The 15,033-nt window shown below is 40.3% G+C and carries 11 protein-coding genes; 8 read left to right on the plus strand and 3 right to left on the minus strand.

The features are described 5' to 3' along the window. Nucleotides 1–8: 8 nt before the first annotated feature. The 3 genes from IPJ83_04040 to IPJ83_04050 all read right to left on the minus strand — a co-directional run bounded on the left by IPJ83_04040 (nucleotide 9) and on the right by IPJ83_04050 (nucleotide 2,782). A complete protein-coding gene (locus IPJ83_04040) occupies nucleotides 9–1,328 on the minus strand; it encodes a 2-oxo acid dehydrogenase subunit E2 (GenBank protein MBK7879713.1) in 1,320 nt (439 codons plus the stop codon). Nucleotides 1,329–1,527: 199 nt separating this feature from the next. After that, nucleotides 1,528–2,469 carry a nicotinamide-nucleotide amidohydrolase family protein gene (locus IPJ83_04045; GenBank protein ID MBK7879714.1) on the minus strand — a complete coding sequence of 314 codons (942 nt, stop codon included), beginning with the start codon at nucleotides 2,467–2,469 and terminating at the stop codon, nucleotides 1,528–1,530. A gap of 28 nt (nucleotides 2,470–2,497) precedes the next feature. Beyond that, a complete protein-coding gene (locus tag IPJ83_04050; GenBank protein ID MBK7879715.1) occupies nucleotides 2,498–2,782 on the minus strand; it encodes a hypothetical protein in 285 nt (94 codons plus the stop codon). 183 nt (nucleotides 2,783–2,965) lie between these two features. On the opposite strand from IPJ83_04050, the gene IPJ83_04055 reads away from it, so the two are divergent. From IPJ83_04055 to IPJ83_04090, 8 genes are all read left to right on the plus strand, one after another. Then, the gene (locus tag IPJ83_04055; protein MBK7879716.1) at nucleotides 2,966–3,658 is read left to right on the plus strand and encodes a DUF4956 domain-containing protein; all 693 of its coding nucleotides are present in this window, start codon (nucleotides 2,966–2,968) and stop codon (nucleotides 3,656–3,658) included. Between the two features lie 4 nt (nucleotides 3,659–3,662). Next, nucleotides 3,663–4,664: an HlyD family efflux transporter periplasmic adaptor subunit gene (locus IPJ83_04060; GenBank protein MBK7879717.1), complete on the plus strand. Its 1,002-nt coding sequence runs from the start codon at nucleotides 3,663–3,665 to the stop codon at nucleotides 4,662–4,664. Nucleotide 4,665: 1 nt separating this feature from the next. After that, nucleotides 4,666–5,919, plus strand: coding sequence for a hypothetical protein (locus tag IPJ83_04065; GenBank protein ID MBK7879718.1), 1,254 nt, complete (start codon nucleotides 4,666–4,668; stop codon nucleotides 5,917–5,919). A gap of 9 nt (nucleotides 5,920–5,928) precedes the next feature. Then, entirely contained in the window at nucleotides 5,929–8,784 is a 2,856-nt protein-coding gene (locus IPJ83_04070; GenBank protein MBK7879719.1) for a TonB-dependent receptor, read from the plus strand. Between the two features lie 127 nt (nucleotides 8,785–8,911). Next, nucleotides 8,912–9,352, plus strand: coding sequence for a hypothetical protein (locus IPJ83_04075; GenBank protein ID MBK7879720.1), 441 nt, complete (start codon nucleotides 8,912–8,914; stop codon nucleotides 9,350–9,352). A gap of 50 nt (nucleotides 9,353–9,402) precedes the next feature. Then, the gene (locus tag IPJ83_04080) at nucleotides 9,403–9,933 is read left to right on the plus strand and encodes a DinB family protein (GenBank protein ID MBK7879721.1); all 531 of its coding nucleotides are present in this window, start codon (nucleotides 9,403–9,405) and stop codon (nucleotides 9,931–9,933) included. 939 nt (nucleotides 9,934–10,872) lie between these two features. Further along, nucleotides 10,873–12,516, plus strand: a complete 1,644-nt coding sequence (locus IPJ83_04085) for a hypothetical protein (protein MBK7879722.1) — start codon at nucleotides 10,873–10,875, stop codon at nucleotides 12,514–12,516. Between the two features lie 232 nt (nucleotides 12,517–12,748). Beyond that, nucleotides 12,749–14,776: a gliding motility-associated C-terminal domain-containing protein gene (locus IPJ83_04090; protein MBK7879723.1), complete on the plus strand. Its 2,028-nt coding sequence runs from the start codon at nucleotides 12,749–12,751 to the stop codon at nucleotides 14,774–14,776. The last annotated feature ends 257 nt before the right edge of the window (nucleotides 14,777–15,033 follow it).

The raw sequence follows: 15,033 nt of genomic DNA on the forward strand, positions 1-15,033 counted from the left end.
AAGCGTGCTCAGATATTTTGGTTGATGTCAAATTGCTCCAGGTAGTCGCCTACTTTACGAAGGAATTTGCCACCCAAAGATCCGTCCACTACCCTGTGGTCGTAGGAGAGGGACAGGAACATCATGTGACGGATACCAATGGTATCACCTGTTGGTGTCTCTATTACGGCAGGTTTTTTCTTGATGGCACCGGTAGCCAAAATAGCCACCTGGGGCTGATTAATGATGGGTGTACCCATGATGTTGCCGAAACCACCCACGTTGGTGATGGTAAAGGTTCCCTCCTGAATTTCTTCAGGCTTAAGTTTGTTTTGCCTGGCGCGGTCTGCAAGATCGTTTACGGCATAAGTTAAACCAACCAGATTCAAACGATCGGCATTTTTAATGACCGGGACAATCAAATTTCCGGAAGGAAGTGCGGCCGCCATCCCGATGTTGATGTCATTCTTTTTGATGATCCGGGTTCCGTCCACTGAGATGTTGATCATAGGGAAATCCTTGATGGCTTTGGCAACCGCTTCTACAAAAATGGGCGTGAAGGTAATTTTCTGCCCATATTTTTTCTGAAAACTGTCCTTTACTCTGTCACGCCACAAAACGGCCGGGGTCATGTCGATCTCCACAAATGAAGTTACATGCGGTGAGACAGATTTACTCATTACCATGTGATCGGCAATGAGTTTGCGCATGCGATCCATCTCAATGATTTCTACATTGCCACCAATGGATATGGCCGGTGCCTGAGGTTTGGCAGCCGGTGCTTCCACGGGTGAAGAAACTGCGGGTGCTTGTGAGGCTGTAGAGGGTTTACCCTGACTGATAAATTCCAGAATATCTCGTTTTGTCACGCGACCTCCCAGTCCGGAACCTGTGATTTGGTCCAACTGACTTTGGGAAATATTTTCTTCTTTGGCAATACTTCTGACTAGGGGAGAATAAAACCTGTCTTCTCCGGATTTAATGGGTTCTGAAGCAACTACAAGCGTGCTTACGACTGAAGAAGGTGCAGCTGATGTTGCCGGAGCTTCGTTAGCGACAGCAGGAGCAGGAGCTGCTGCAGGAGCAGGGCTTATAGCCACGTCAGATGCATCTGTTTCTATATAGGCGATGACGGTACCGATGGGAACTACATCATTTTCTTTGAAAAGGATCTTACCAATCACGCCGGCGGACGGGGATGGAATCTCACTGTCCACCTTATCCGTGGCTATTTCCAGGATGGTTTCATCCAGTCCAACGGCATCTCCTTCTTTTTTTACCCACTTCAATATGGTGGCTTCCATAATGCTTTCCCCCATTTTGGGCATAATCAGTTCGACTCGAGCCATATGTGATTTATTTTTGTATGAATGTTTAGGTGGTTTAAGTTCCAATTCAGAATCCCCGACCAACGACAAAGGTAAGCAAAATGGCGGCGTTCACAAGTGCTTTTGGTAGTTAGGCAGATGGTTTTTAAGGATAAGTTTCAAATCAGAACCAAAGTAATTTACCTAAGCAAAACCAAAGGCATTCAGATGAATTTACCCCTTACTTTGGGGAAAGTATCCACTCTCTTGCAAGCAAAAGGCCATAGATGCTTGCGGTTTCTATATTTCTGCTTCGGTCTTTCCCCAATTTGAGTTTTCGGGTAAATATTTTATCGGAGTTTCCAGCTGCAATAAAAATGGTCCCAACGGGCAACTCATCCGTTCCGCCTTCGGGTCCCGCAATGCCACTTACCGCAACTGCAAGATCCACACCCAATGCCGCACAGCATCCGACTACCATCTCGCGGACAGTCTCTTCGCTTACCGCACCATGAAACTCCAGAGTGTGGGCGGATACATGCAGCAAACTGTTTTTTACTGAATTGGTATAACTTACAATACCCCCTTTGAAGTAGACCGAACTACCCGCAATTCCGGTAATTTTGTGGGCTATGTTGCCTCCGGTACAACTTTCCGCAGTGCCGATACTCAGGCCTTTTTCCATCAATAATGTGCCTATTGCTTTTTCAAGTGAGCTGTCCCCGGCAGCAAAAACTTTTTCCCCCAAACTGGTGACCATTTGGCCAATATATTCATCGATTTGATTTTTCAACAAATCTGCATTTTCATGATTTCCGGTAAGCCTTACCCGCACTGTCCCCAAGGCCGGGAGATAAGCCAGACTTATGTATTCAGGGAGTGGATCCAGAAGTGGTTCGATGATGGCTGCAATCTCGGTTTCTCCCATCCCCCCCACATGGATGGTCTGATGATACATGTTGGAAGAATAGGATTTGGCGATTAATCCGGGTAGGACACCATGGGTCATAATATAATCCATTTCGTAAGGAACACCCGGCATAGCGACGTAAATCTTTCCGCCATTTTCCATCCACATGCCCATCGCAGTCCCCATTTTATTCTCCAGGAGTGTGGCATTGGCAGGCATGTAACATTGTTGGCGGTGAACCTCGCGGATAGGCACGTTTCTGGGTTCCAGCAAGTTTTTCAGATGGCTATAATTTTCTTCGCTAAAAAACCAATCCGACGCCAAAGTATTCTGCCAATACTGTCTTGGTAACATCGTCTCTGGTAGGCCCAAGTCCGCCGGTGATCAGGATAATTTCAGAGGTTTCACTTGCTTCGGTGAGGGCATATTTTATTTCATTCGCATCATCCCCCACACACCATTTCCGGTGCACGCTTAAGCCAAGAGGTGCGAGAAACTGCCCTATTCTGGCTGAATTACTGTCTATCACCTGACCAAGGAGCAATTCATCTCCAATATTGATGACTCCTATCCTGGTTACTTTCATGCGCTAAGATTTTGTTTTGCAAACCTAACACCCTTCGTTGGAATATGCATGGTCTTGCAATGTTAGGACCTTAAACTTCAGATTGTCCGTCTGAATATTAACTTTGTGTAAACTTATGATTAAATTTTATAACCGAAAGCAATTACATTTTACCCAAAATGAACTTATTGCTTAAGAATCTATATGCAAGAATTTTTATCACTCTACGCAAATATTGAGAATCCAACCCTGGAAATGGTGTTGTTTACTTTTTTGCTTTCTTTTTGCCTTGCCTGTCTGGTAGCCATCACCTATCAAAACACCTCCAACATTACCATCAAGTCTTCCAATTACATTCAATCCCTCATCCTGTCATCTCTGGTGGCTACCACCATCATGCAAGCCATAGGTGATAATGTTGCAGTAGGTCTTGGTATGCTGGGTGCACTTTCTATCATACAATTCAGAACTTCTTTCAGAGACCCCAGAGACATTATTTTTATGTTTGCTGCATTGGGAACAGGTATTGCCTGTGGGGTTTATGGATTTTACGTGGCCATCCTGGGTACAATACTTTTTTGTGTAGTTGCGGTTATTTTGCGGTTTACACCATTTCACAACGGACGTAATGTCGTGTGGGAACTCAGGGTAAGATCGGACAGTGGAATTTTTATGGAGGATTTTCATCTTATCATGGATCAATATTGTATTCGTTATGATTTGGATAATTTGCGCATCGATGCAGAGAAAGGTAAAGAACCTTATCGGGAGTTGGATTACAAGTTGATCTTAAAGCATGAATCAGATTATGAGGAATTGATTAAGAACCTGCACGACAAATCCTATCAGGTAAAAAAGATGTCTCGTCAGGGAGAAGAACAAATCGATAATACATAGGCCCATGAAATTTAATCTCATTTATATTTTTTGGGTGTTGGCGATGATTGGTTTGTATTTTATCAAACAACACATCACCAGTCAAAGTCTGGTAAGTTTTTTTGGCAGCACGGAATCAGAATCAGTGGGTGTTCAGTCTGAACTCGACGGCCAAATTAGTCGTATCCTGATCAGGCCCGGAAGCTATGTGCAAAAAGGTGATACACTCTTTATTCTTCAGGCATTAGAACTTAATAAAAAATTAAAGGAGCAATTATTGCAAATAGATCAATTGAAGAGCGTTGATCGTTTTGATCGTGTATTACTGGAACAGGAAGAGCGCATTACAACGGTTCAGTATGACAGCAAACTGACTGAATTAAAAACAGAATTGAAAGAACTGGAAGGCAAACAAAGTTTTCAGGATAAATTAAAAGAAAGTTTGCTGGGGGCAGGACATCAGCAAGCTGGAGACCTTCAAATCCAAATTGAGGGACTTAGAAAACAAATTGAAAAAATTGAATTGGAAAAATCTGAGAAGTTAAATATTCTGGGAGGAGAGTTGTCAAAAAAGTTTGGACTCAATCAGGGACTGGTACAACAACATCAATCCGAACTGGATTATCTGAATGAGAAAACCGGATTACTTTTTGTGCGTGCCACGTTGAGTGGTTTTGTGGAAGATTTTAAATTACAAGCAGGTGATTTTATTTCTTCCAAATCCAATTTAGTTACCATCACACCAAAAAAACCGCTGAAGGTAAGAGGCTTTATTCCGGAAAGTTCAGAATTGGAATTTGAACCCGGAAGCACGGTGAGACTGGTGTCTTCCTTGCGACCGACCGTTACTGACAGCGGAAGAATTATTTACTGCAATCCACGAGTAGTGGAGCTTCCTACCAGACTTAGAAAAAATCCCGAAATCAAAGCCTGGGGTCGTGAAATATACATAGACCTTTCCGTAGAAAATCCTTTTTTCATTGGGGAGAAAATCAGAATTGAGTTAAATCCTCAGCAATCAAAATAAAATGGGCCTCCACCTGATCATTTATTTTTTTGCAGCAACCATTTTTTATGCGGGTGATCCGGTCATTAAAAAAAATTCGACACAGGTACTGTCCAGTTATAAGTCTGATCCTGTGTTGAACAGCAGACTCTTGCTTTCTGACGCTGCTGCCGGTCAAAAATTTCGTTTACCACTCATCAAAGAACTGGAACTCAGGGCAGGAAACAGGGATCTTTATTTCAACGATCTATTTTATGGGGTTAGGGTCTCTACCAATAATTTTACTGAGCGCAGACAACTAGAGAAACTACCTGCATTGAATGCAGATCTCTATCATTCAGAATACCAGCTTTTGCTGAAGGAAAGTTTGATGGACCGATATGAACTTGTGCTGAAGTATCTGGAGGCACAACAAATGAAATTCTGGATGGATTCTTTATTGTACTGGAATCAAATGAAGAGTGAGATACTTGTTGAGGCAATGGACCACGGAGAGAAAATTGAAATCAAAGATCTCACGAATGCCAGAGAAAATATTTATGCATTGACCAAGGACCTTCATGATTGGAATACCGTTATGGACAATGTCCTCCAAAAGCTGAAGGTGCAATACAAAATTCCTGATTTGGATACGCTTGTAGAAAATGAGCTGGTGCAAATACGGGAATTGGAAAACCGGATGCCATCCAAACTGCAAAATGAAGTTGTGTCACTTACAGAACTCAACAGACAGTCGGAACTGAATTTGTTGCAGCAGGAAATTTTACTGGAAAAAGCAAAGAATCAAAACTGGGGCACTTTTCTTCAATTGAATTATGAAGACAACACCGACCCATTTGTTTACCAGGAAAGATTTGCAGGGCGTGTAGGAGTCAGCATTCCAATTCGTGGCAACTCCAACCGGAAACTCAACGAACTGCAATTGCAGAAAATGGAACTCGAACAAAAAATAGCCGTGAGCCGTGAAATCACCCGGACGAATTATCAACTGAAGACGATTTCTTTGAGAAATGAAATTCGCAATTTTGTGATGGAGGAAGAAAACTTGAGCAATAATATTTTTGTCAGATTTTTAAATTCACCATCGTTGGTGGCAACGATTCAAGCAACTGAGATTATAGAACTCAAGATCGGTCTGATCAAAGAAAAAATTCATTTGGAAAAAAGCAAATGGGCCATTCTTGGATCTTTTACAGAATTTCTTTACGAGTCAGATTTAATTTCTGCAAGCCCTTTGGTTAACCATTTACACAGATCGTCTGTTACCCTTGACTAAATCCTAATTTTGAAGTATTTTATTCTTTTGTTTTGTAGTTGGTGGACCTTGTCGTCCTTTGCGCAAACCGGTCCGATGATTCAGGGCCGGATTTTGGATGAACAGGGTCAGGCTTTACCTGGTGCGAATGTATCTATACTCCGGATCACAGACAGTGTGGTGATGAGAAGCATGCAGACCGAAATGGATGGGAAGTTTAGTTTGCCCTTGCGCAAGGTAGGTACTGTTTTGTTGAAATTCAGTTATGTGGGTTATGAAGATCTGCTGCAAAGAGTGGAAGTCGCAGATGGGACAATGGATATGGGAGACATTCCTTTAAAAAACGAAAGCAGGACGCTGAAAGAAGTCGAGATCAAAGCCCGTGCAGTCAGCGTTGAAAATAAAGGCGATACCACAGAATTTAATGCCCGCGCGTACAAAACCAATCCCGATGCAAATGCAGAAGATCTGGTAACCAAATTACCGGGCGTTGTAGTCACCGATGGAAAAGTACAGGCACAGGGAGAAGATGTCAAACAAGTGTTGGTGGATGGCAGACCATTTTTTGGAGAAGATGCAAATGCCGCTTTACGCAATATGCCGGCGGAAGTCATAGACCGTATTCAGATTTTTGACCGGCGCACGGATCAGAGTTTGTTTACCGGATTTGACGATGGAAACGCTTCTAAAACCATCAACATCACGACAAAACCGGAATTCAGAAATGGTACATTTGGGAGAGCCTGGGCTGGATATGGCAGCGATGAAAGGTGGAAAACAGGTGCTTCGATTAATTTTTTTAAAGACAAAAGAAGAATCACTCTTTTAGGCAATCTCAACAACATCAATGAGCAAAATTTTTCTTCAGAAGACCTCGCAGGTGTGCTCAGTGGAAGCCAGGGAGGTAATCGCGGAGGATCTGGCAGAGGAGGGCCGGGTGGAGGAGGCAGAGGACCCGGACAAGGAGGCCGCGGAGGAGGACCGGGAGGATCCGGAGACCAGTTTCTGGTGGATCAGCGGACCGGAATTGTAACCACAAAAGCTTTTGGCCTAAACTATTCTGATAAGTGGGGATCTGCAGAAGTCAGTGGCTCCTATTTCTTTAACCAAAGCAACAATATTGCAGAAAATGATTTGATCAGAGTTTTTACCAGTCCGGAGAATCTTGGCTTGGTCTATAACGAGATTGGTAACAACCAACTGGACAACGCCAACCACCGGGCGAATTTTAGGGTGGAGTGGAAGATAGACAGCGCTAATGCATTAATCTTTACGCCAAGATTCAGTCTCCAAAATTCAAAAACCATTCAATCAGTAGTTTCTTCCAATGATTTTAATTTATCTCTGCTGAATACAAACAACTACACAAATAATCTGCAGACAGAGTATTATAACTTTTCATTGCCGGTATTGTACCGTCATAATTTTAAATTACCCAGGAGGACTATGTCCGCTCAATTCAATCCTTCCCGGAACAATGGACTCAACAACAATCTTCTTTTTTCTGTATTGGAGGACAGGCTGTTTATGACTACCGATACACTCGATCAATTACAAGATACAGAACGCAAGGGTACTAACTTAAACAGCAATCTAAGTTATACCGAACCCGTAGGAGATAAGAGCATGATGATGTTAAGTTATACGCATGTGCTGAACAACAATGATGCAGATCAAAAAACTTTTCTTTCCACAGGACAAAATGAAATTTACACCTTGGTGGATACTTCTTTATCCAATGTTTTTAATGCAGATTATCAAAGTCACAATGTAAATCTGAGTTATCGTTATCAGTACAAGGCTATTAATTTTAATGTAGGAACTGCGTATCAATTTGCAGAATTGAAGAATGCTCAATTTTTTCCGGCAGAATACAATTTAAATCGTCGGTTTCAAAATATCTTACCGGATGCTTCGCTGCAATGGAAATTTTCAAGCAGCAAGAATTTAAGATTTAATTACCGCACATCCACCAACCAACCATCCATACAGCAATTGCAGGAAGTGGCCTCCATTGCCAACAGTCTTTCCGTGAGCAGTGGGAATCCTGAGTTGTTGCAGGATTTTCGCCACAATATTTTTATGCGATATCAGCAGTCAGATTACATGAAAGGAAATAATTTATTTGCTCTGTTGTCTGTCAGTTTCGCGGATCAATACATTGCAAATGAATATATAATTCCTTCTGCGGACACCGTAATTCTAGGGGATGTGTTCTTAAGTCGGGGAGGGCAATGGGTGCGTCCGGTGAATCTGGATGGCTATCTATCTTTGCGATCATTTGCAACCTATGGTTTTCCGATTACCGCTGTAAAATGTAATTTAAATTTGAATGGAGGTATCAGTTATGTCATCAGTCCTTCCAAAGTAAATGAAACCATCAACGAAAATAAAAATCTGAGCTCCAACCTTGGATTTGTTTTATCCAGTAACATCAGCAAAACCCTTGACTTTACGCTTTCTGCATCCGTCCTGTTAAACGACTTTAAGAATTCTACATCCCCTGATCAAAATACCACCAACTATACACAAAATACCGGATTCAAAATTCAATGGCAGATATGGAAGGGTTTGGTTGTTCAGACGGATTTGAATTCGCAAATCAACAGTGGACTGTCTGATGATCTGAATCAGAATTTTGTCTTATGGAATGCCGCACTTGCCTATAAATTTTTACCTAAGCAGGCGGGAGATCTCAGGTTGAGTGTTTTTGATTTGTTGAATCAAAATGTCAGTTTGGTGCGCAATGTAAGAGAAGCCTATTACGAGGATGTTAAAACCAATGTCCTGCAACAATACGTCATGTTGAGCTTTACTTATAATTTGAAGAGATTCACCGAAAATAAGTCGATGCCCGGCGGTCAGGGGATGCAAAGACATCAGTAAATTCATTTAAGTTACAGGTGGTTGAAAAAGCTTTTTCTTCATACCAAGGTAAGTTATCAGAGTCGGTGAAAATTTTAATGGCAACAGTTACAGCAATCTGATTATTTTTAAGTCTAAATATTGCTGTATGCTAAAAAATTATCGTTTTTATGCTTTTGCGGCTGTAGTGTGCCAATTACTTACCGCGTTTTTACATTCACTGAGTTTTTTCAAAGGTCCTGTAGCTTCCAACGATCAGGAAAAACAGATGCTTGATCTGATGATGAATTATAAAATGGATATGGGTATGGGGATGATGCGATCAATGTATTCACTGTTTAATTCATTAAGTGCTTGCATGACTCTGATTTGTTTTTTGGGTGGGTTGGTAAATTTATTTTTGCTTAGATCCATGGTTGCATCACCTGTGATTAAAGGAGTCATGGGAATCAATGCATTCATTTTTGGTGTAGGTACCATCATCATGATCGTTTTTGCATTTATGCCACCCATTGTGTGTTTTGCATTGATTTTTCTATTTAGTTTTCTGGCCTTTTTGATGGTGCCAAAAACTAAGGTGGGTAATTGAGTTTGAAAATGAATAATCCTTATTTATTTTTTGTGTAATAAATTGAAAACATGCTTTATACAGAATTGGGAGAATTGCCAAAATATTTTGATCGCTACATTAAATTGGTACCGGAGGACATGCATCTTATGGATGCATTGCATAAATATGGTCCGGAATATTACAGGGCAGATCTAAATATCCTAAATGAAATTGGAGACAGAGTATATGCTGCCGACAAGTGGTCCATCAAAGACATTCTTCAACATTTATTTGATGCGGAAAGGGTCTTTACTTATCGTGCAATGTGTTTCAGCAGAGCTGAGAAAATTCAGCTTCCCAGCTTTGATGAAGACGTTTATGCCAAGGAAGCCAGAGCCACACATCGGCATCTGGAGGATTTATTTGACGAAATGCATTTGTTGCGTCAATCTACCATTGCACTTTTTTCATCATTTGACACGCATCATTTACAAAGCAGTGGACAAACCGTTAGTGCAAGCATCTCTGTTCCTGCCATTGGCTTTACCTTGGCAGGACATTTCATTCATCATAAAAATGTATTGGTGGAGCGTTATTACCCGATCATAAATAAAATTTAAAAGGGTCAGGTAAACTTTATTAGGATTAAGTAGAAATAAAGTAGTGTAATAATCTTAGTCATTAAATAAAATTCCATCCTCCTGATCTCATTAATCCCACGCATCATAAAAATCATGGTTCAGACAGATTACGGAATATTGTCTGAACTGGGATTTATGGGATTGTTTGGATTTGTGGGAAGGAATATTGTCTGAACTGGGATTTATGGGATTGTTGGGAGTTGTAGGAATGAAATCATTGTTTATTTTGAAGTGATAGCAGAGGTAATATTTTTAGTCATGAAATAAAATTTCATCCTCCTGATCTCATTAATCCCATGCATCCCAAAAATCATGGTTCAGACAGTTGCGGGGATTGATGGGAGTTGTGGGTTTTAAATCAATGTTTCTTTTAAAGTGATAGCAGATGTGACATCAAACTACAATTTCAAGAGTGTTGTAGTATCAAGCAAAATATTGCTCAAGTAACAATCATCCATGCATCTAGCCTTTGTAATGTGGACTGGAATGCATATATTTGTTTAAAATAGTTTTTTTTTAAATGCCAACAAATAACTTGAGCCTATGAGAAAGGAAAGGAATCGGATCAGCATCCTGCAACAGATTTGGGAAGTAAAAGACAGGATAGAGCAGGCATAAACATGCAGGGTCGATTCATTCATTAACATTGAAACTAATTTTTACTATGAAAATGTACAATAATTTAAAACTACAGAATATTCCTAATATAAAAATTAGCGAGGCAATCTTAATTACATTATCTCTTTCCTAAATGGATAAAATGAGGATGAATTTCAATTTTTTTAAGGCTCACCAGATTTTTTCGTAACGATAATGAAATTCAAAAATTTAATAACAGCAGTTATATTTTTTGTAATCTTTTATGCAGATCTGTCATCACAACCTTGCTTAAGATTTGACTCCAACCATTGTTATCAAATGGATAAATTCAAGCCTTTAGTCACTAGAATCGATAAAAAAATTGAATTTCCTCATAAGGTTTATGACGCCTCTATACATTTACTGGCTGATATAGACGGTGATTGTAATTCTGAGCTTATCACTTTTTCAAGAAGAGGAGATTCTATTTATATTATTGATTTAGTAAATGGAATTACAAAAATAACTATTCCAATTAAAAATGTTAACGCTTCTGAAAATAGCATATTAATTTCAGATATTAATGGTAATAACATTCCTGAATTTATAATTCAAACAGTTCGAAATCCAGCCAATCCAGATAATTTTGATAGCGACAGGCTTATTTGTTATGGTTTGGATGGTTCAATACTTTGGATATCTGACACAACCGTAAACGCAGTCAACAACGGAAATGCTCGGACTGGGGCTATTGGGATATGTGATTTTAATTTTGATGGGATTCCAGAAATATATACTTCAAATAAAATCTTTAATGCCTTAACCAGTAAAAAATTGGCGGATGGAGGCAATAATGGTTTTGGCTACAACAGATTGGCAATCGGAACATATATTCCTATAAGTGTCGCAGCGAATCTGGATTCAGATTCAAGTGATTTGGAATTGGCAGCCGGTTTCAGTATTTACAAGGTAATGATTACCAATCCAAATGGAATGACCGGAAACTCCATGATCGCTAAAAATATTTTATTCAATGGTAGCACTGAAGATGGAACGACTAGTATTGCAGACATCAATTCCGATGGGATATTGGACGTGATTGTCTCTGCACCAACTAGAAACAGCGACCCAATTTTATATGCATATTACCTGGATAATAATTCCCCAAGTTTGATTAGTTATGCCAGGTTTCCAAATGTTCAACAAATCTCCCATGCATCTGTTGGCAATTTGAATAGTAATGGCAGCCCAAGCATTATTGTAAATATCTCCACAAAATTGTATTCTTTTAGGTTCAATGGTTCGCAAGTATTTAACCCGGATTGGATTTTAAATACGACAGATACTTCGGGTGTTTGCGGAATTGGAATCTATGATATAGACGGCGATGGCTTGCAAGAAATAATTTTTCGGGATATGACTGATCTAAGAATATTATCAGGTATTGGAAGCACTCCATTCGTAATGAGTCAAATCAAATGCTCTTCTCCAACTTTAAGAGAATTCCCTACCATATCCGATTATGATCATACAGGTAATATTAAAATTTGTGTGACTTGTACAGATCCTTTTCCATACAGAAACCCTAGAATTACTGTCTTCGGTCCTCCGGATGGAGATCACTGGGCCCCTGCCCGCGGCATTTGGAATCAATATGCCTACAATCCACTGTTCATCAACGATGACCTTACAGTGCCGCGCTACCAGAAGAATCAGGCGACGTATGGGAACGGGAAATACAACAACTTCATGCAGCAGGAATCTCTACTGGATTCCAATGGCTATTACAAAAAACCTGCTGCAAGTATTACCGGAAAGATCCAATGCATAAACTACGATCCCATCACAAAACTTTATACCGTAACTTTTGATTTATTCAATCGCAAGGATGCTTCTGCGGCGGCAGACTCCAATCTGGCGATTTCTTTTTTAATGGTGATCCTACCATTCCGGAACCTTGATCGGGCATCTATTATACGCTGAAATCCATTTATCTGGGAGACAGTTTGCTGAATCTGGAATTTAAATTTTCTGCCGGCAATCTTTCAGATCTGTTTATGGTGATCAACCCAGACGCAATACCCGGGCATTTTTGGAGATGAAGATTTTATTTAGGCAGAATGTGATTACACGGACAATATTTTCCGAACAATTGATCTTCCGAAGATTGACAGTATTCATGCAATGATTTGCAAGGGATCCTCTTATCGGTTTTGTGGATACCATCATCAGAGATGCAGGCAATTATTATCGCAATCTAAGTTCTGTAAAAGGATGTGATAGTTTAATTACAATATTGGATCTGACGACAACTGATACCATCTACATCAATCAATCCATTCAAACTTGCGATGCATACTTCTGGAACCATCAAACCTTGACACAAACGGGCATTTATCGCTTTGATACGATAAATCAATTTGGTTGCGACAGCATCGTTAATCTGGATCTAACGATCCTTATATCCAATTCAACAAACATCAGACACACTGCTTGCGATGCATACAGCTGGAATGGACAAACCTACGATACCGGTGGAATCTATTTGTACAAAACAAAAAATAGTTCCGGCTGCGACAGCACCGTAACACTGGAACTCACTCTTCACCATTCCGATTCCAACCGTGTGCAAATCGAAACCTGCAATTCATTTGTTTGGAATGGAAGGACCTATGCACAAAGTGGTGTATATACACTCGACACCATCAATCAACCTGGATGTGACAGTACAGTACATTTAAATCTGAGCATAAATTCTCAGATCAATAAAACCATTGTTCAAACTTCTTGTGATGCTTATCAATGGAATGGACGCAATTACAGTCAATCAGGAATTTATACGGATACGACACAAAGTTCCACAGGATGCGACAGCATCACTACCCTGCAATTAACCATCCATAAATCCAACAGTTCGAATACGGTGCACACCACTTGCGACCGCTATGTGTGGAATGGAAAGACTTATACACAAAGTGGTACATATACTTTTCAAACACAGAATGCAAAGGGTTGTGACAGCACTGCAACTTTGCAATTGACTATTTATTCATCCACTACTTCAACTTCAGATATTACGACCTGCGATCAATATCTCTGGAATAATGTAAATTATTTTCAAAGCGGAACATATAAACATTCATCTCTGAATGCACAAGGCTGTGACAGCACGGCAATTTTGAATTTGATCATTCATAAGTCGGATAGTTTGTTGCAAAAACAAACGGGATGTGAGACATTTGTTTGGAATAATGTGACCTACACACAATCAGGAAAATATATTTTTCAGACCACCAATCAATTTGGCTGCGACAGCATCGTTACTTTGGATTTAAACATTGTTTCATCTACCAAAAAAGATACTTCCATTACCATTTGCGACAGCATAATGTTTCTGGGTAAAACATTGGCCAGCACGGGAACTTATTCCTTTCCACTAACCAATGCGGCGGGTTGTGATTCCATCGTAAATCTAAATTTGAAAATCAACTCCAACTATTATAAACAAAATGTTACAAGATGTGATGCATACGTCTGGGATTTGAATGGCAAAAAGTTTGACACTTCCGGAATGTATTCAGAAAAATATACAAACAGCTCAGGTTGTGATTCTATTTATTATTTGGAATTAACCATCCATCCGAAGTATGAATTCACACAACAGGCAGAAGCATGTAAACAATACCGGTGGTCACTCAACAATCAATTGCTTACAGAATCTGGCTTGTACACTATTCCACTCAAAACCCATCAGGGCTGTGACTCTATCCTCAGATTGGATCTTAAAATAAATGAGAATTTTGAAAAGCGGGATACGGTCATCACAGATACGACCTACACATGGCCTGTCAATGCACAGACCTATGACAAGTCCGGAACGTATCAAGAGTCCTTCCGTTCGACGGTAGGTTGTGATTCGATCCACTACCTGTATCTGCTCATCAAAAAGAATTATGGAATCTACTATCCGAATGTGATCCACCCCGGCGGGGTGAACAATGGATTTACTTTATTCGATGATGGATCGACCATTGCACAGATCACAAAATTATCGATCTACGATCGCTGGGGATCACAGGTATGGCAACAAGAAAACTTTACAGCCAATGATCCCTCGCTGGGCTGGGACGGCAGCTTCAAGGGGAAAGCAGTCGTTCCGGGTGTATATGTGTGGCATGCACAAATGACCCTGCAGGATGGATCGGTGATCTCCTGGCAGGGGGAGGTGACGGTGGTGAGGTAAGAATATTGTCTGAACTGGGATTTGTGGGATTGTTGGGATTTGTGGGAAGGAATATTATTTTCTTTTGAATTGTTCAAAGATGTAATATTCTTGACCATGGATAAAATTCCATCCTCCTGATCTCATTAATCCCACGCAACCCAAAAATCATGGTTCAGACAATTGACGTGGATTTTGTCTGAACTGGGATTTATGAGATTATTGGGATTATTGGGAAGGAGTATCATTTTCTTTTGAATTGATCGAAGATGTACTAT

The sequence above is a fragment of the Candidatus Vicinibacter proximus genome (genome assembly GCA_016713905.1).
GTDB classification, from domain to species: domain Bacteria; phylum Bacteroidota; class Bacteroidia; order Chitinophagales; family Saprospiraceae; genus Vicinibacter; species Vicinibacter proximus.

Bases quoted from the DNA above. Each gene is read 5' to 3' on its own strand.
- IPJ83_04075 (MBK7879720.1), top strand. From the start codon at position 8,912: ATGCTAAAAAATTATCGTTTTTATGCTTTTGCGGCTGTAGTGTGCCAA.
- IPJ83_04085 (MBK7879722.1), top strand. From the start codon at position 10,873: ATGGATAAATTCAAGCCTTTAGTCACTAGAATCGATAAAAAAATTGAA.
- IPJ83_04080 (MBK7879721.1), top strand. From the start codon at position 9,403: ATGCTTTATACAGAATTGGGAGAATTGCCAAAATATTTTGATCGCTAC.
- IPJ83_04065 (MBK7879718.1), top strand. From the start codon at position 4,666: ATGGGCCTCCACCTGATCATTTATTTTTTTGCAGCAACCATTTTTTAT.
- IPJ83_04050 (MBK7879715.1), bottom strand. From the start codon at position 2,782: ATGAAAGTAACCAGGATAGGAGTCATCAATATTGGAGATGAATTGCTC.
- IPJ83_04060 (MBK7879717.1), top strand. From the start codon at position 3,663: ATGAAATTTAATCTCATTTATATTTTTTGGGTGTTGGCGATGATTGGT.
- IPJ83_04055 (MBK7879716.1), top strand. From the start codon at position 2,966: ATGCAAGAATTTTTATCACTCTACGCAAATATTGAGAATCCAACCCTG.
- IPJ83_04040 (MBK7879713.1), bottom strand. From the start codon at position 1,328: ATGGCTCGAGTCGAACTGATTATGCCCAAAATGGGGGAAAGCATTATG.